Source organism: Bacillus sp. FSL R7-0685 (assembly GCF_038002425.1).
In the GTDB taxonomy this organism is placed as follows: Bacteria; Bacillota; Bacilli; order Bacillales; family Bacillaceae; genus Bacillus; species Bacillus subtilis.
The window spans coordinates 1988505-2008527 of the sequence record NZ_JBBOCN010000001.1; the positions used below are offsets into that span (position 1 = coordinate 1988505).

A 20023-nucleotide genomic window follows, 5' to 3' on the forward strand; every position below is an offset into this window, starting at 1 on the left:
CTATAGTTTGTTGACGGCTCCCATAATCTCACTCAATTCATCAAGCGTTAAGTCTTCATCAGTGAAATCAGATGCGCTCCATTCTCGGTTTTCTTTGCCCGTACAATGCTCAATGATGTTTTCCAGTGTCTGTTTAAAATGCCCGGCAAATGTTTGGATTGTTTTTTCTTCGAATTGCAGCTTGTTATAGATGATGTGCATGTTCAGGCACCCCGAAGAAACGGCGCCGCTGATATCCAGTGCATAAGGACGCTCCCAGTTCGGGCTGATCTCATTTCCTGGCTTGATGTCAGACACCTCAAAGGCATTTGATTGAATATCCTGATCAAACTGGCCTAAATAATTAAAGCTGATTTCTGGGCTGTTTTTCTCAGAGCCCCATCTTTTGCTGATATATTTCAGCACGCCGTAGCCCGCGCCTTTATGCGGTATACGGTGCAGCATATCTTTTGTCTGTTTAATAAGGTGGCCCAGCCGCTCTTCTTTGTCCTTATGATCGGAATCTCTCATATCAAGCCACACAGGATAAATGGAGGTGAACCAGCCAACAGTTCTGCTAATATCGATGTCCTCAAGATATGATTCCCTTCCATGGCCCTCCATGCTGATTTTAAATTGGTTATTTCCCGTCCATTTCTGCAAAGCAAGACCTAAAGCTGTCAGAAGGATATCATTCATCTCCGTGCTGTAAGCTTTATGTGCAGCCGTTAGTAGTAATTCTGTGTGATGGCGAGATAGCTCAAAATCAATCACTTCTGTATCTTTGAATGTGTTAGATGCTGCGTCATTGTCTTTTGGAATAGGCTGGATGTGACGGTTCTCGCACTCATCCCAGTACGCTGCTTCGCGCTGCACCTGGCGGCTTTTAGAGTAGTCAGCTATTCTTTGTGAATACGTTAAATATGAATCTGTTTTTTGCGGCAGTTTAATAGATTCTCCTGAGACTGCCTGTTTGTAAGCAGCTGAAAAATCCTCGAACAAAATTCGCCAGGAAACCGCATCAACAACTAAGTGATGAATCGTCAGAAATAAATGGTCACCATTCTCGGTTTTAAACAATCCAGCGTGAAGTAAGGGGCCGGTTTCCAAACGAATATGTTCTTGCATCCGGCTGGCTGCTTCCTCAATCGTGTACCGTGCTTCTGTTAGGCTATCCTTTACATCAAACAGTTCAAGTGCATATAGCTCCTCATCTGAAAGATCTATCCCTCTGTTTATCTGCACCTGCCTGCCATCTTCATGCCGGCATACGATTCTCAGTGCATCATGATGAGTCACAAGGCTTTTTAGTACTTTTCTAAGCGCAGCCTCATCAAATCGTTCAGCCCGGTAGATCATAACGGACTGGTTAAAATGATGGCTTTCCAGAGATAGCAAGAAAAACCACTGCTGGATAGGTGTCCAAGTAATCTCGCCTTCGACCGGGCCTTGGTCAATGGCGCGTACGTCTTTTCGAACCCGGGCGGACAGTTCACCAAGAGTCTGATGTTCAAACATCTCACGTACTGTCGTTTCAAATCCGCGCTGCTTCAGTCTGGCACAAACCTGCAGCGCTTTAATAGAGTCTCCGCCAAGCTCAAAGAAATTGGCGCTTACACCCAGCTCATCTACATTAAGAAGATCCTCCCAAATTTCAGCCATCACCGTTTCAATCTCATTTCTAGGACTGATATCATCAGCTGTATAAGCGTGTTTTTCAGGCTCTGGCAGGGCTTTCTGATCGAGCTTTCCATTAACAGTCACCGGGATGCTGTCAATTTGTATCATACGGGCAGGCAGCATAAAGTCAGGCAAGGCGTTTTTTAGGGAAGCCCGGATGTCTGATATATTCGCAGCCTGTTGATCTTTTATCACCATATATGCATATATAGCTGTTTGCCCTCGCTCGTCTGCTCTGGTAATGACAGCCGCCTCTTTAATCATTGGATACTGAAGAAGTGCCGCTTGGATTTCGCCTAACTCAATACGGTGCCCTCTGACTTTCACCTGCTCATCAATGCGGCCTAAGTATTCCAGCTCGCCATTTGACAGGCGCTTAGCAAGATCTCCTGTTCGGTATAATCTGTCTCCCGGAAGATAAGGATTGGATACAAAACGGTCAGCGGTCAGCTCATCTCTGTTGAGATATCCCCGTGCCACACCTTCTCCGCCTATATACAGCTCCCCTGGAACTCCGATCGGCTGCAGGTTCATATGGGCATCCATCACATGAGCATGCAGAGTAGAAAGCGGCCGTCCGATATTGCTTTTATTTTTTGCAATGTCTGCTGCGGACAATTTTTTGAATGTTACATGGACCGTTGTTTCTGTAATACCGTACATATTAATCAAATCAGTATGAGGATATTTTTCATTCCAGCTTTGAAGCAATCCGGGCTGTAAGGCTTCGCCGCCAAAAATCACGTAGCAGATGTTTAAATGATCTGTATGATTTTGATCTTCAAGCATCAAGCCGTAAAAAGCAGTCGGGGTCTGATTGAGTACAGTGACGCGCTCTTTTTTTAACAATAAACGGAATGCATGGGGGTCACGGGCTGTTTCTTTAGAGACCACGACTAATGTACCTCCGTTCAATAGTGCACCGAACATCTCCCATACAGAGAAATCAAAGCAATAAGAATGAAATAACGTCCAGACGTCTTCATGGTTAAATTCAAAAGGCAGGTTTTGATGCTTCAAGAGACTGATCACATTGCGGTGCTCGACAATGACTCCCTTTGGCTGGCCAGTCGTTCCAGATGTGTATATCACGTATGCGGGCTGATCCGTTACTATTTCTTGAATGTTTACATCAGCCGGAATTGAGTCGTTTTCACATTCATCGATATACAAAATTTGCCCGATGTAGTCTGCAGGTTTGTTTTGACCGCGCTCTGTCAGCAGCAGTTTTGCTCCGCTGTCATTGAGCATAAAGCTGATACGCTCCTTGGGATATTCAGGATCAATCGGCAAATAGGCCCCTCCAGCTTTTAAAATCGATAAAATGCCAATGATCATATCAGGTGACCGATCGAGCATCAGACCGACGATATCGCCAGTTCTGACCCCTTGTTTGATCAGCATAGCAGCTGCCCGCTCGGCTTTTTCATTCAGGTCTCGATACGTAAGCTGAGAATGGCCGCACACCACTGCGATATGCTCCGGATACTGAGCGGCTTGCTTTTCAAATAAGCTTACTATGTTTTCATTTCTCGGATAAGCCGCATACTGCCCCATTTTTTCAAGGAGCAACCTACGCTCTGCAGCAGGAAGCAATTGCATGTCCGAAATTCTCATCTCGGTATCCGCCGTTACCCCTTTCACCAATTCAATAAAATAGGATGCCCACTGCGTAATGGTTTCTTCTTCAAAAAGAGCAGTGCTGTATTCAAAACGGCAGCGTATTCCACTCGGATGCTCCTCAGCGTGTAATGTTAAATCGAATTTGGATATATCATGTTTAGGAGTGACAGACGAAATCGACAGACCAGGCACTTCGAACCGGAAATCTTCACTGCTTTGAAGCACAAGCATCGCATCGAACAGCGGGTTGCGATTTACCTCTCGATTTGTATCGACCTTATCTGCCAGCTCCTCAAAAGGATAATCCTGATGCTCATAAGCGGTCAGAGCCAAGTGGCGAATGTCCTGCAAATAGGAGCTGAACGTTTTGTGGCCCTCGGGCTTGCTGCGCATCGCCAATGTATTGACGAACATCCCGATGACGCGCTCCAGATCGGCGTGCGGTCTTCCGGCAGCAGGCGAACCGACAACAATATCCTCTTGCCCGCTTAGCTTAGATAACAAAATAGAATAGACAGCCAGAAGAATCATATACAATGTTGTTCCCGTTTCAGCCATTAAACGGTGCAGCTCATCAGTCATGTCTTTATCAATGTTGACTTCAATTGTTCCACCGCTGAAATCAGGGAGACGCGGCCTTGTTTTATCAAGCGGTAATTCTAGTGTAGGAAGACTCCCGCCAAGCTGACCGAGCCAGTAGGCCTCCTGTTTTTTGTATAGCTCTTTCGGGTACTTCTCTTGCTGCCAAACAGCAAAATCCTTATAATGCAGGTTTAAAGCTGGCAACTCTTTTCCGCAATATAAGTCAGTAAATTCTTGGACAAGAGTGCTCATCGAGACACCGTCGGCAATAATATGGTGCATATCGAGCAGCAAAAAGCCGCGATTATTGCCCATTGTAATGACACATGCTCTAAAAAGCGGACCGGATGATAGATCAAACGGTTTGATAAAGGTCTCGATTGCAGACTCAAGCATTTGTTCTGATTCCATTTCAAGCTCTTTTAGATCAAAAGCTATCTCTGGATAAATGATCTGCACAGGCTCGTCTCTGTCAAGCACAAAAACAGTCCGTAATGCTTCATGCCGATTCACTAGTTCTGTGAGAACGCTTCTCAACCGCTGGCGATTCAGATTACCGCGTAATTCAAGTACAGCTGGCATGTTGTAGCCTGTGCTGTCATCTGCCAGCTGATGAAGAGCATATAATCGTTTTTGCGAGAAAGACAGCGGATAGACATCTCTTTGATCCGCAGGTTCAATCTGTGTAAAAGCGTGTTCTTTTAAGCTCATCAATTTGACCGCCATGCTTTCAACCGTCGGATAAGAAAACACCTCACTGAGCGGCAGCTCGACATTAAGCTTTTTATGTATTCTTGATACCAGTGCGGCCGCTTTTAAGGACTGTCCGCCTAACTGAAAGAAATCATCACGAATGCCGATGTGCTGTTTATTCAGCACATCTTCCCAAATATGTGCGAGATCAGCTTCGATTAAGGTTCGGGGCGCCATATATGTGACACTCGTATTGTTTTCTGGTTCAGGAAGCGCAAACCTGTCAAGCTTGCCGCTGGATGTTAATGGCATCCTGCTGATGTTGATAATACTTGCTGGGATCATATAGGACGGCAATGTCCCGGCAAGATGCTGATACAAATCTGGGAGGCTGTTTCCCTTTTCGGGAACGATATAAGCAATGAGCTCCTTTTCCTCAGCAGAAACATCACGGGCCAGTACCGCGGCTTCCTTTACCCCCGGTGCTTGTCGAAGAACTGTTTCAATCTCTCTCAGTTCAATACGGTAACCCCTAATTTTTACTTGATCATCAAAACGCCCAATATATTCAATCGTTCCATCAGGCAAAAAGCGGCCTGCATCACCTGTTCGGTATAAACGCTCCCCTTCAAGGAATGGATGATCAGAGAATGTTTTCTGTGTCAGCTCTTGCTGTTTGTAGTATCCTCTCGCAAGACCCGCGCCGGAAATACACAGTTCACCCGCCGCGCCGATCGGCTGCATTTGATTTCCGTGCAAAACAAATACTTTTGTGTTTCTGATCGGGTGTCCGATCGTGATCCTCTCTTTTTCATTCAGATGCCGCAATATTGTTGTTGCCACACTGTTTTCTGTGGGCCCGTATTCATTTGCCAGTTCAGCAGAAGGACAAATTATTTGACTCAACTCAAGCAGATCAGGCGTGACCGCTTCACCCGCAAATGTCACAATACGAAGACTTTTTGCATCGTCAGCAGTCATCACTTCCAATAACACCCTGTACAGGGAAGGAACAATGATCATGTGGCTGACCTTATAACGGGCTATTTTTCGCTTAAGGGCCAGCACATCCTTCGCTTCGTCATCTGTTGTCAGCAGTACGCACGCACCGGATAAAAGCGGGGTAAATAAGCTCGTTACACAGCCGTCAAACACGTACGAAAACAAATGGAGGGATATATCCTGTTCGGTCATGTCATACTCTTCCCGTCTCCATTGCAATGTATTGGCAATACCGTGATGATCTACTAAAACCCCTTTAGGGCGCCCCGTCGTTCCCGACGTATAGATCAAGTAGGCTAGATCACCTGGCGGCATATTTGGAGCTTCTGTTTGGTAACTTTCTGTATGTTCTATCGTTATCGTATTTCCTTCATAGGACGGAGGGATCAAGGAAATAAGGTCTTCTTCTATCAGCAATTGAGCCGCTTGACTGTCCTTCAGCAGGAAAGAAAGACGTTCTGCTGGAAAATGTGGATCAAGCGGCATATAAGCGCCGCCTGCTTTCCAAATCCCAAGCAAAGCTGCAGGCATTTCCATTGACCGGCCCATCATCACAGCCACGATATCTCCAGATCTAACGCCTTTTTCTATCAGGGCGTGCGCAATCTGATTGGCTCTTATATTTAATTGGCGATAGGTCCAGCAATCGTCTCCCATTTTTAATGCAGCCGCTTCAGGTGTTTTGCGGGCTTGTTCCTCGAACAATTGGGGTATCGTTTTGTTCACATAAGGACGCTCAGTTTCGTTAAACGATTGGATAACCTGTTGCTCCTCCGGCGGCACGATATTGATGTCACTGACGGCAACATCGGGATTTGTCAAAATGCAATCCAGTGCTTGCTTTAGATGCCCCTGAATCCTCAGCATCTCCTCCCGCTCGTAAATGTCTGCGTTGTAGCTGAATTTGATATAAAATGATTCTCCCGGAACGATAACGATATTAAAGTCGTAATTGGTTTGTTCCGACATTGAAATGTCACTCAGCTTCAGAGCGCCTTCGTCATTTTCACTCTCCACGCTTAATGCCTGATGAAGCTGTACAGGGTAATTTTCAAAAACAAAAATATGATCGATCAACCCTTGCTTCAATGGACTATGGTTTTGAATCTCATAAAGCGGATAATACCCATGCTGTTCAGATGATAAAATATCCTCCTGCACGGCTTTGACCAGCGAAGAAAACGTTATGCCTTTCGCAGATCGGATTCGCACTGGAACAGTATTGATAAACAAGCCGACCATTGATTCAATTCCGTCAATCGCTGACGGGCGTCCCGAAATGACGGAGCCAAAAACGGCATCATCTGCAGCATTATATCGATGGAGCAGCACGCCCCAAATACTCATAAACAGCGTGTTTAATGTCACTCCCCAGTTTTGGGCAGCCTCTGTCAGTTTCTCAACCATATCCGGCGCTAATGAAAAGCTGACCTGGTCGGCTTTATAATTCCCGTCTGCCGTGCGGCGCTTTATTCGGGGAATAGAAGCAGTATTGCCGTACTCCTTCAAATATTCGCTCCAGTAGGCAGCAGTCTCTTCTTGATCTTGTTCTCCGAGCCATTCAATATAACGGCTGTACGGCACCGTGCTGCCAAGCTGTACAGGTGAGTTATTTTTGAGCGAATCATACATGCTGAAAAACTCTTTAAGAATAATGCCGAGACACCAGCCATCCATGATGATATGGTGATGTGTCCAGACACATGTATATTGGCTGTCTCCTCTATCAAAAAGGGCAAGACGCATTAAAGGATCTTTTTGCAAATCAAATCCTTTTTCCCGATCCTTAGTCATAAAAGCATCAATCAGCGTCTGCTGTTCTTGATCAGCCAGGCGAGAAATATCTTCTCTATATACTGTCAATTCCCGGTTTGATAAGACTACCTGCTGCGGACCTGTAAGATCTGGTACTTCTTTAATGAAAATCGTTCTGAAAATATCATATCTAGAAACAAGAAGGTTTAAGCTCTTTTGAAACGAGTCGACGCATAGATTCCCTGTGATCGTAAACGAGGTCTGTTCGATATATGCTTTCGAGCTGAAATCCATTAATGAATGAAACAGCATTCCTTCCTGCATGTGCGATAACGGATAAATATCTTGAATTTGTGCCGATTGTGCCATCAATTCCACACACCTTTTCAAAAGTTAAAGATCTTTCACGAGATCTTCGATGCTAGATAATGCAGACAACGTTAATTCCTTATTGCTGAAATCGCTCAATGTTTTTTCGCGTGCTTTTTTCTGCGAACAATGCTCAATCGTCTCGATAAGATGCCTGTGAAAACGATCCATAAAGCACTCAATTGAGTGTTTGCTGAACACCTGGGTGTATACCGCTTTTACTTGAAGCTGTCCGTCCGTAATGAGAGCGTTGATGTCCAGCTCATACTCTCGTTCTCTCTCACCCGCTATTTCGTAACGGGGCTGGTAATATGATAATTGAAACGTTTCAGCTTCCTTCTCTTCGCTAAATTGACCGAGATAATTAAAGCTGACCTCAGGCTCTTTATGCCGCAGTTTTCCTATGTGTGTTAACAATCCGTATCCAGTTCCTTTGTTCGGTACTCTTCTCAGCATATCTTTTGTCGTCTTAATTCGGTATGCGAGCTGATCCTCGAAAGGCTCGGAAATACCCATGTCTAGCAGAATAGGATAAATGGAGGTAAACCATCCAACGGTCCTTGAAATATCAATGTTTGGCACATGCCCTTCTCTGCCGTGTCCCTCAGTGCTGATCACGATTTGGTCATGCCCTGTCCATTCAGAAAGCGCCATTCCTAAAGCCGTAAGCAAAAGTTCGTTGGCATCAGTACCATAGGCTTGCTGGGTTTCAAACAGCAATTTTTCAGTCCAGTCTCCGGATAGTACAAATGCAGCTGCGTCGCTGTTCATTTGGAGTCTGTCCGGCACATTTTCTATGTCCTTAGGAAGAAAAGCAGTGTGAGCGTCTAAAATCGTTTGCCAATACGTTTTCTCTGAAAGCAATTGTTTACTTTCAGCTATTTGGGTAAGACCATCGGCGTAGGATAAATAAGAATCCGTTTTTGGCGGTAATTGGATTTCTTTCTTTTCTAAAGCCTGTTGATATGCTGCAGCTAAATCTTCAAGCAGAATTCTCCAAGAAACGCCATCTATCACAAGATGATGAAGTGCAATCAGCAAATGATCCCCTTCTGCCGTTTTAAACAAACCTGCTTGCAGCAAAGGCCCTTTTTCTACATTCATTTTGCTTTGAATGACGGTTTCCTCAGCGGCAAGTTTTTCATCAAGATGAGCCCTTTCCAGCGATGCTTTTGTCCAATCTGAAATATAAAGGCCAAACAGTTCATGATCCTTGTGATTGATTCCGCGATTAAACTGAATGACATGGCCGTTTTGGTCACGTTGGAAAATCATGCGAATGGCATCATGATGCTCGGTTATTTTACGCAGCGCTAGATGAAGCGCGTTAGCATTGAATCCTTTTTCACTGAAAAGCATGACGGACTGGTTGTAATGATAGTGAAAAGCATGTACCTGTCCGAAAAATCTTCGCTGAATCGGGGTGAGTTCAGCTTCACCTTCCGCAGGTCCCTGGTCCGCTTGAGATGCCAATGGTGTGATATGTCCGCATAGTTCCTGAATCGTTGAATAACGGAATAAGTCGCGTATTGTCATGCTCCAGCCTTCAGCTGCCAGACGTGCTGCCACTTGTAATGCTTTAATTGAGTCTCCACCAAGCTCAAAAAAGGAATCGTGAATGCCGACTCGTGACATGCTCAGTACATCTTCCCATATATACGCCATCGTTTTTTGTATGTCGTTAACTGGTGCGGTATATGGACGCGATAACACATTATTTGGAGCCGGCAAGGCATTTCTGTCCAGCTTTCCGTTTAGGGTTAGCGGCATGTTTTCTAAAGGAATCAGATATGCAGGAATCATATACGCTGGCAGTTCCTTTGTTAAAGCAGCACGGAGAGCATTCGTATTGACGTCTGAAGGCACAATATATGCTGCCAAACCAGCCTGTCCATTTTTATCATGCTGAACGGCAACAGCAGCTTCTCTGACAAGCCCCGTTTGAAGCAGAACACTTTCAATTTCTTCTGTTTCAATTCTGTATCCATTTATCTTTACTTGATAATCCATTCGGCCAAGAAGCCGGATCGTTCCGTTTGGAAGCCAGCATGCTCGATCACCGGTTCTGTACAGCCTTTCTCCAGAGACAAATGGATTTTCTGTAAATTTCATTTGCGTTAAGTCAGGTTTATGATGATAGCCTTTCGCAACACCTGCCCCGCCGATGCACAGCTCGCCGGCAACACCAATCGGCTGAATTTGATCAGTCTGGCTGAGTACGTACATGTGTACATTCGGCAGCGGGCTGCCGATTGGTACGTTATCTCCCGTACACTCTCCACCCATACTGGTTTCATAGAAACTCGAATCAATGGTTGCCTCTGTGACACCATAGCTATTAATGATGCGCATGCTTTGGCCAAAGCGATCTGTCAATGTTTTGAAATCTTGAGCTTTCACCATGTCGGAACCAAGAATCAGTATGTCTAAGTCAGGAAGCTTGAATTGGTTACGGTATACATACTCCATCACCGCGATAATGAGAGCCGGTGTCGACTCCATCACCGTGATTCTCTGAGAGTTCAAGATTTTATATATTTCAGCAGGTTCCAGCCGTGTTTCATCTGGGCAAACGATTAGAGTCCCGCCGTTGGTCAATGTTCTCGCCAAATCTCCTGAGAAGACATCGAATGAAAAGCTCGCGATTTGAAGCAGTCTGACAGGCTTCCGATCCAGTTCATAAATTTGACGCCAAGCAAGAGCAGCATGAGTAAAGTTCTGATGGGTGACAATAACACCTTTAGGCGCACCCGTCGTTCCTGACGTATAAATGATATATACCGGCTCTTCAGGAGCAGGAGATAAGTTAAGGTTGCAGTTACTTTCTTCATAAGTGCTTTCATCGTCAAGGCAGATATGAGACATCTCAGATTCAGGCAAGTTTGAAATCAAATGCTTCAATTCCTGCTGTGAAAGTAGAATATCTGCCCCGCTATCACGAAGAATATATTCAATACGGGCTTTTGGATAATATGAATCGATTGGGATATACACTCCGCCAGCTTTCATCACTGCCAGCACCCCAACAATTGCATCAATGGACCGCTTGGCTAAAACAGCCACAGTTGGCTTCGGTCCTTTTCTGTTTTGCAATGTTCGTGCCAGACTATTGGCTCTTTCATTTAGAAGGCGATAGCTAATCTCTGTTTCGTTATCAATAACAGCTATATGTTCTGGAATTTCTTCAGCTTTCGCTTCAAATATGCGATGAAAAGGAACATCTTTTCGAGCAAATTCAACCTGAGTTTTGTTAAATTCAAAGACTATTTTTTGTTTTTCTTTATCACTAAGTATGTTTATTTGTGCAAGGCTTGTTTCAGGGGTTGAAAGTGCCGCATGCAGAAATTCGATAAAATGATCAGCCCACCGTTCAATCGTAGCTTTTAGGAATACTTCTGTACTAAATTCCATTTCGCAGCAAATAGATCCACTTATTTCCGTAGCTATTAATGTGATATCAAATAAAGAAATGTGATGTGCGAAATTGGCAGGCCGGACTTTTATTTCTCTCAGATCTATGTCCTGTTTTTCCACATTTTGAAGGATAAACATCGCATCAAACACTGGGTTCCGGCTCATATCTCGTGTCAATTCAAGCTTATCGACAAGCTCTTCGAACGGGTAATCCTGGTGCTCAAAGGCTTCCAATGCTGTCTCACGCACTTCCTGCAAATACTGTACGAATGGCTTCCCGCCCTCCGGGCGCGTCCGAAGCGCCAGCGTGTTCACAAACATGCCGAGTATCGGCTCAAGATCCTTGTGCGGCCGGCCGGCGATTGGCGAGCCGACGATGATATCTTCCTGTCCGCTTAAGCGTGACAAGAACGCGGTGTAAGCCGCAAGGAGCACCATGTACAGTGTGCTTCCGTTTTCTCGTGCCAGCTTGTGAAGGCCTGATGCAACCTCTTGATCCAGCGTAAATGAGACCTTGTCACCCGCGAAGCTTCGCACCGGCGGGCGGGCATGATCAGCGGGGAGATCCAGCACAGGCAGCTCGCCCTCGAGCTGCTTCAGCCAGTACGCCTCTTGCGTTTTGTACGTGTCTCCTGTTTTGAATCCTTCTTGCCATACGGCATAATCTTTATATTGAATGCGCAGCGCCGGAAGCCTCCGATTATTGTACAGCTCGCCGAATTCCCGAATCAGAATGTTGACGGAAACACCGTCTGAAATGATGTGATGCATATCGACCAGCAACAGGTGCCGCTCATCTGATACCTTTACGATTTGGGCACGGAACAGCGGCGCTTGGCTGAGATCAAACGGTTTGATAAATGCGGCTGCGGCCTCCTCTTCGGTTCGTGCGCCGAGAACTGTAGTCTGTAACGTAAACGGCACCTCGTCATGGATGCGCTGCACCGGATCGCCTCCTTCGTCCTGTTCGAAGGAGGTCCGAAGCGACTCGTGGCGCTTGATCAGCTCTTGGAAAGCTCTGTCCATCCTTTCAGGGTTGAGCTTCCCTTCGAGCTCTAACACAGCCGGCATATTGTAGCCTGTCCCTCCGTCCTCCAGCTGCTGAAGGACATAAATCCGCTTTTGGGCAGAGGAAACCGGATAGGTTTCCTGTTTTTCAGCGGGCTTAATCGCTTCATATGGACTGTCCGTTCCTTCACGGATAACGGTAGCCAGTCCTTCTACTGTCGGATGGGCAAACACATCTTTTAGCGGCACCTGTACATCGAATTCTTTGGTGATCCGTGAGACAAGCGCCGTTGCTTTTAAGGAATGTCCCCCGCGGTCAAAAAAGTTGTCGTGAATCCCGACAGGGCCATTTTTCAGCACGTCCTCCCACAGCTGAGAAAGCTTCATCTCAGTCACGTTTCTCGGCGCTGTGTAGGTCTCCGCATCTGCCGCTCCGCCAGGAGCTGGCAGGGCGTTTCGGTCGAGCTTTCCGCTTGGCGTAACCGGCCACTGTTCCATTTCTATCATATAGGCTGGGACCATGTAGCCCGGCAACAGTCTCTCAAGCTGTGCACGCACTTCGTTTCTTTGGAGCCCTTCTATATAAGCGCATAATTCCGGCTCCCCGCTGTCTGTCCGTACGGTAACAGCCGCCTCTCTTACACCTTCTATATTTCTTAGTGCCGCTTCAATTTCTCCCGGCTCAATCCGGTAGCCGCGGATTTTTACCTGATCATCCGTGCGCCCGAGGAATTCAACATTCCCGTCAGGGAGCCAGCGCGCCACATCCCCGGTTTTGTACATGCGTTCCCCCGGGTAAAACGGGTCTTCAAGAAAACGCTCCTCCGTTAATGCCGGCCGATTCAAATAACCTCTGGCAACACCCGCTCCGGCAATGTACATTTCGCCGGCGACACCGGAAGGCTGTACGGCTAAATGCGGATCTAAAACATACAAACGCGCACCGGGTACGGGCTTCCCAATCGGAATCCGCAAACGATCCCTGTCCCGTTCTGGATCCAATACGTAAAATGCCGCGTCTACCGTTGCTTCTGTTGGCCCGTAGCCATGGATTAATGATACCTGCGGCAATACAGAAGCAAAACGGGCTGCCGTACGCGGCGCAAGCGGTTCACCTCCGGCGAATACACGCTTTAGGCTTGTCCTGTCACTCAGCCTTTCGATTTCCGCTTGATCGAGAAAGCTGTTCAGCATAGCCGGAATAAAATGAGCCGTTGTCACGTTTTCCTGATGAATGGCTTGTACGATCAATGCGGAGTCTTTTTCCCAGCCGGGCGGAAGCAGATACGCCGAAGCACCGGAAAGAGCCCACCAAAACAGCTGCCACACAGACGCATCAAAGGAAAAAGAGGTTTTCACCATGACAATGTCATCTTCCGAAAGCGGAAACTGGTACTGCATGCCGGTCAGAAAAGAAACAGCCTGGCGGTGCTCAACGGCCACTCCTTTCGGCTGCCCGGTAGAGCCCGATGTATAGATGACATAGGCGAGAGATCCGTCGCTAACAGAAGCAGACACATGACGTTTTACTTCTTCACACTCAAGAGATGTCATGTCCACTTCAAGCGTTTCGCCAGAAAAGTTTGGTGCGGAGCATCCCGGCTGTGTCAGCAAGAGCGATGCCCCGCTGTCTTTCAGCATGTAGCTCAACCGCTCCTTTGGATACGCAGGATCAAGCGGCAAATACGCCCCTCCGGCCTTCAATACAGCAAGGACAGCGATCAGCATGTCAGGTGACCGTTCAGACAGGACACCGACGATACTTTCGTTTGTGACGCCGCGTGCCGCAAGGTGCGCAGCCAGCTGGCTGGCGTACATATCAAGCTCAGCGTATGTCAGCGAACCGCCTGAAAAGCGAATGGCCAGCCGCTCCGGTGTGAAAGCTGCCTGTCGCTCAAACAGCCCATGCAGGGTGAAAGCTTTAGGCGAAACAGCTTCCGTCTTGTTAAACTCATACAACAATTTTTGCTTTTCTCTTGTATTCGTCATATCTAATTCTCTTATAAAGCTGTGCGGATGGTGAAGGGCGTTTTCCAGTATGGTAAGCAGATGAGATTGTATTCGTTTAATATCCTCAAGAGAAAACAAGGTATTTTGATAGTCGAAATTTAATTGAATGGTTCCATTGTCTATCCGTTCTTGTATTTGAACTGAAAGCTCGTTCGCGGTGTATCCGCTGAAATAAAGCGCTGTTTCATAGTCAAAATCATCTGCATTATGCCACTGAAGTGGCTGATACTGCATAGATATACCGATAAGGTTGTGTAAATCCTTCTGTTCATTTCTTAATTCATTTACAAGCAAATTATAAGGAAACCGTTGATGACGCATAACAGAAAGCTGTTCCCTGCCTATTGTGCGGACAAAGGAAAGAAAATCTGTGTCAGGATCAACCGTTATTCTGATTGGAAGAGAACTAACGAACATGCCGAGCATTTCTTTTTCAGCCTTTGACCCTCTGTTGCCATAGTAGGTGCCAATGGCAAGATCTTTTTTAGAAGTGATTCGGCTGATGCATATGTAAAATGAAGCCATAAATAAGGAAATGATATTGATCTTGTGTTCTTCGCAGAAGATTCGAATCGTTTGCTCTAGATCAGGTGAAAGAATGATGGTGTCTCTGGATGCAGATGTGCTCTGTTTTTGTAAGGACGTCTGGTCGGCTAACGAGTGGTATTCCAACGGGTGCTCAAAGGTTTGCGTCCAAAATAAACGGTCCTTTGCAAACCGCGGAGATTGTAGATATTGACTCTCTTTTTCGATGTAGCTCAAGTAAGAAGGTTCCGGCTGATCAGGTAAAGGATCTTTCTTTTTCATTTTTTGATAAAGATCTATAATTTGATTTCCCATCACATTTAAAGAGATTCCATCCATTATGATATGATGGAATTTCGCAAATAGCCAAACTTCATGAGAGTCAATTCTAAGGAGGTAAAATTGAAAAAGAGGCGAGTTGAACAGTTTAAATGGAATGCTCGCTTGATCCTGAATCCATTGCTCTATTTCTATCATTTCAACATTTGAAAAATCAATTATTCTAAGTGGATAATATTTATATTCAGTAAGGTGCAATCGCGGCTCAAGCTCTTCTCCTTCTAACAGCTGAAATCTGATGGCGTCGTTGCGGGAGATGGAATGATTCAGCGCTCCCTCTAGAGTATCAAGCTCAATATTGCCTTTGAATTTCACACAAGCTGTAAGATTGCAAATGCTGGTATCTGGCTCCAGCAGTTCGGTAAACCACACTCTCCTTTGGGCATGGGTTAAAGAATAAGTATGTTCGCTCAACGGATTCCCTCCAGTTCTCATAATAAGAGGATAAGAAAATGTAGAAAAAAGCAGAAAAATGACAATAAAAGAAATTATATGACTATATAATCCATATATGCACTATATTAACGGATATTTTTTAAAGTACAATAAAAAACATTAAATTTTTATAACATTTTTTTGAATATAGTATTATTTCTTTATTTTTCGTTTCTTTTTTTATCAAATTTCCGGATATAAAGTGATAAAAGTATTGTTTTACATAAGGTCTTATACACTACTTTTTAATCGGACTAATTTTCTTTTGTGCATCATTCTTCTAATTGTTGGAAGGTTCGACAAAGCGTTATTACAGACATAAAAAAACCTGTTTTCTCTTGGAAAACAGGTCTGCCGCTATTATTGATTTGCCAAAATGACAGCGATTTGATCCTCAATATCTTTTCCATCCTCTTCATCAATCAATCCATTTAGAAGAATAGAGAAAACAAGTTTTTTTCCGCTCTTTGTTTCTGCGTACCCCGATAGAGAGCTTACCGTACTGAGCGATCCGGTTTTTGCTCTTACTTTTCCTTGTGCAGGAGTGTCTTTCATGCGGTTTCTCAGCGTTCCGCCCACCATTCTGTCAGGATTGCCCGCAACAGGTAAAGAATTTAGATAAGCCGAGAACCAACTCTGATCCTGAATGTCATATAACAGCTGTGAAAGTTGATCTGAGGATACAGCATCAATATGTGAGATTCCTGATCCGTCCCTTAAGACGAGTGATTTAGAATCAACACCAAATTCCGGAAGCGTACTGTTTAACACTTCGAGCCCCTTTTCCCAGCTCCCTTCTCCTTTTTTCACTTTCCCCATCTCTTTTACGAGCACTTCGGCATGTCCGTTATTACTTAATTTCATGAACGGCACAAAAAGTTTCGATAAAGGCATTGAGCGATGAGAGAGCAGCACATCTGAAGAACTAGGTGCTTCACCCATCTTGATGTCCCCTTTCACAGTAATACCTTGTTTTTTTAGTGACTGCTTAAATAAATCTAAGGCATATCCGGCAGGCTCCCAGACAGAAATCCATTCCTTTGTCTTGTTTGCGTCAACCGGTACGCTCCCTTCAATTGTAATCGTGTTTGTTCCATGCTCTCTTTCGATTGTGAGGTCTTTCTCTGAACCGGCAGCAGTCGTTTTAGCATCGTTCTTTATCGTTATATAATCGGTTTTCGGAGAGACAGACACGGCAGGCTCTTCCCCTTCTTTTTGATTTGGGGTGACCTCAACAATCACAGTGCCTGCATCATAGTCTTCATTCGGAGACGCTGTTAGAGCGGAGATTGGCGCGCCATAATATGTGTATTCATCGCTCCAAGGCATATCAGGTGATAATCGCATGTCATCATGCCACGTATCATCACCGATCAGATTGCCTTTAATTACTTTTACGCCGGAATGTTTCAATTTCTCAGCCATTTTGTCAAAATCAGATGGTAAAAGTGTCGGATCGCCTTTCCCTTTCAAATAAAGGTTACCATTCAGCTTTTTCCCTTTCAGTGTTCCATCCGTCCGGACCTCGGTTGTAAAAGAATAGTTCTCGCCAAGGACAGAAAGTGCCGCGGCCGCTGTCAAAAGCTTTAGAGAAGAGGCAGGCCTCATTCGGGTGTCTCCTGAATGTTCATATAGAACAGCACCTGTTTCCGCAGAGCGAACGGTGATGCCGGCCATTGCGCCTTCGAGGGCAGGATGATCAGCTAAAATCTTATCGATCTGCCCGGAAAGTGCATCTTGTTTTTCAGCGGCAAGCGCAGCCTGATGCATATAAGGCACCGAAGCAACGACGAAAAGCAGTAAAACAGCAACATAAAGCTTTATGCTTTTTTTCATTAATTTCCCCGCCTCTCTGCGCTTCATCATTGGCTATTGATGATTCAGTTCAATGGTGATACTGCTTTTAGCTGTCGTTTCTTCTCCCGGCTCCAGCACTTGTAAACCAGTGAGTGACGAAGGTAAATCAAGATTCACAGCGTTTGTCACCCATGTGTAAGGTTCAGGGCATAAATACCCTTGTTTTCCGTCCGCATTGTATACAACCCAATGTTTAAACTGTTCATCTGCCTTATAAATAATGCTGATATGTGCATGCTGATGATAAATGACTGCCTGGTTTTCTCCGCCCCTCTTCTGATAGGAAGATAAAAAGACATCATCCAGCTGCTTGTGGCGCAAATCCATTCCTTCATGCAAAGCTTCTTTATTCGGTACATCCATCAGTTTCCCGGTCGGCAGCAGGCGTTCATCCAACTCCCATTGCTGATCTGCTGTCAGGGAGAATAACGAGCTTTCTGCCGGAAACACAAATGTAGTATGATACCCAATTCCCCAAGGAAACGCTTCCTTTCCTTTGTTCATGACCGTCGCATGTTTAAATAGGGTATTCCCCTTGATCGTGTATGTCATCCGAACGACGGCATGATGAGGAAATTGATTCTGCACATGGGGAAGCTCAGAAAGATCAATTTCTGTTTCAACAATCACTCCTTCATCAGTTTGCTTCGTGGTCACGACATTCCACTTTTCATCGTAAAGAAACCCATGAAGATGGTTGTGTTTATCCTTCTCGTTGATATCAAAATGATACGTTCTGCCCCGGAAACTGAATGTACCGTCACTTATGCGGTTAGGCGGGAACAGGATTGGAATGCCATACAATGTTGGTGTGTCGTGAAAACTTTCTGCTGTTTCCGGTTCACGCAAAAGCTGGACATTTGTTGTTTTGTCCACGAGAGAAATGACGTTGCTCCCCCACTCAGGGACAACAATCATTTCTAGATGTTCGTTGCCCGCTTTGATGGCCGGCGTTCCCAAATACGTGATTTTCTCAATAAAGTTTGCCATGTTTACTCAACCTCTCCTTGATTCATTGCTAGTATAAGAATTCAATGTACTGTACCATATTTCCTCCATTTTATATTTTCCCCTATCAAATAAAAAAACACCGTTCAACTTATGAACGGTGTGATTCGGAGGCTATTGGATGAGACGTGTGATTTGTTTCTTTTTCCAGACGAATTGATAATACCCATAAATCAACAGCAAGCTGACGGCAAACGCAGCTGGATAACCAACCCAGACGCCGAGTATTTCAAGCTTTGTATAGTGAGAAAGGACGAAAGCGACAGGCACCTCTACTCCCCAGATTGCAAAAATACTGATGACGGTCGGCCATAAAACTGTTCCGCTTGCCCGCATCGTTGCAGAAATAATTTGGGCATTTCCAAACAGCAAATAACTCCACAATGTAATCATCAAAAGACGGTGTGCAATGTAAAGCGTCTCTTGCTCGGTTAAAAATAACGACAAAATCTGATGTGAAAAAACATAGATCAGTATGATCAGTACGCCGCCAATGATATAATTCAGCCAAATCCCCACGCGAATGACCTGCTTTAAGCGGTCAAACTCGTTTGCCCCAATCGATTGCGCAGCGAAAATAGAAACCGCAATACCAAGGCTGACGGCCGGCATCTGTACATAGCTGGCCACCTGGTTGACCACTCCGTATGCAGCTGTTGCATTAGAGCCGTAATGATTGACGAATGAAATAACCGCTATCTCTGATAATGAGACAAGAATCATATTGATGCTTGCTGGGACCCCAAGACGCAGCAGGAGAACCAGCAGTTCCTTATCCATTTTCAAATAACGACGTACTGTTTTATCAAATTGCAACGGGTGTTTTCGCTTTCGTAAATACACCATTAACACGAGAAAAGTCGCAATCGTGGAAATGACAGTTGCATATGCCGAGCCGTATATGCCCAGTTTCGGAAAACCAAACATGCCAAGGATTAAAACAGGCAAAAGCGCGATGTTGATGACCGTGCTCACAATCAGCGTATAAAACGGTGTCTTGGAATCTCCTGTTCCGCGCAAAAAGGTAGTATATGCAAAATATAAAAACATAAACGGCATAGCATAAAATAAAATACGTGCATAGTTAGCGCTGACATGAATGACATTTTCAGGTGTTCCCATTAAACGAAGGATATCCAGGGTGAAAATACTGCCGATAACGGCTAACACAACGCCTAATAAAAATGTAAACGTGAGCGTCGTCCCGACAACAGCCTTTAGCCGTTCCTCATTTTTCGCTCCGTAAGCTTGTCCGATCAGAATCGAACTTCCTGAACCGATCCCAATTGTAAATGAGATTAAAAGAAAAAATAACGGGAAAAAGGATGATACAGCTGCCACTGCATCAACACCGAGCCATCTGCCTACAGCCATCATCCCGACTAGCTGGCCGACTGATTGCAGCACATTGCTCAGCAGAAGCGGCACCAAAAAGAGTGACATCGACCGCCAAACTGATGGTTTGCTTTTCTTTTGAGTTACAAGAGGTTCTTGTGATGTTTCCATATTAAAGGACTCCTTTATTTGAAATCGTTTTTAAACATGTCCTCATTTTTTGACAAAAACAGGATATGCAACATGTTATTATTCATCACTGCACATATGAAACCCTTCCCGATTCTTCTAATTTTACACATCTTTTTAGCTTATGAAGAATAAACTAGCAAGTAATGGCGTATTTTTTGTGAGTAAAAGAATAAAAAATAATTTATGCAAAAGTATTGTAATCTATCCGTAATTATTG

The 20023-nt window shown here is 45.0% G+C and carries 5 protein-coding genes; all 5 read right to left on the bottom strand.

The window, feature by feature from the left end; genetic code table 11:
* Positions 1-7683 (bottom strand): plipastatin non-ribosomal peptide synthetase PpsB, encoded by a 7683-nt coding sequence (ppsB, locus tag MKY50_RS10080; protein WP_341116581.1) that lies wholly within the window; start codon positions 7681-7683, stop codon positions 1-3.
* Positions 7684-7707: 24 nt separating this feature from the next.
* Positions 7708-15393: a plipastatin non-ribosomal peptide synthetase PpsA gene (gene ppsA / locus MKY50_RS10085; RefSeq protein WP_341116583.1), complete on the bottom strand. Its 7686-nt coding sequence runs from the start codon at positions 15391-15393 to the stop codon at positions 7708-7710.
* A 381-nt stretch (positions 15394-15774) separates the two neighbouring features.
* A complete protein-coding gene (gene dacB, locus MKY50_RS10090; RefSeq protein ID WP_339176614.1) occupies positions 15775-17250 on the bottom strand; it encodes a D-alanyl-D-alanine carboxypeptidase/D-alanyl-D-alanine endopeptidase in 1476 nt (491 codons plus the stop codon).
* 33 nt (positions 17251-17283) lie between these two features.
* Positions 17284-18261, bottom strand: coding sequence for an aldose 1-epimerase (gene galM, locus MKY50_RS10095; protein ID WP_161476941.1), 978 nt, complete (start codon positions 18259-18261; stop codon positions 17284-17286).
* A gap of 132 nt (positions 18262-18393) precedes the next feature.
* Positions 18394-19785 carry an MATE family efflux transporter gene (locus tag MKY50_RS10100; RefSeq protein ID WP_004399508.1) on the bottom strand — a complete coding sequence of 464 codons (1392 nt, stop codon included), beginning with the start codon at positions 19783-19785 and terminating at the stop codon, positions 18394-18396.
* Positions 19786-20023 lie beyond the last annotated feature (238 nt).

Bases quoted from the DNA above. Each gene is read 5' to 3' on its own strand.
- ppsB (WP_341116581.1), bottom strand. From the start codon at position 7,683: ATGGCACAATCGGCACAAATTCAAGATATTTATCCGTTATCGCACATG.
- dacB (WP_339176614.1), bottom strand. From the start codon at position 17,250: ATGAAAAAAAGCATAAAGCTTTATGTTGCTGTTTTACTGCTTTTCGTC.
- galM (WP_161476941.1), bottom strand. From the start codon at position 18,261: ATGGCAAACTTTATTGAGAAAATCACGTATTTGGGAACGCCGGCCATC.
- MKY50_RS10100 (WP_004399508.1), bottom strand. From the start codon at position 19,785: ATGGAAACATCACAAGAACCTCTTGTAACTCAAAAGAAAAGCAAACCA.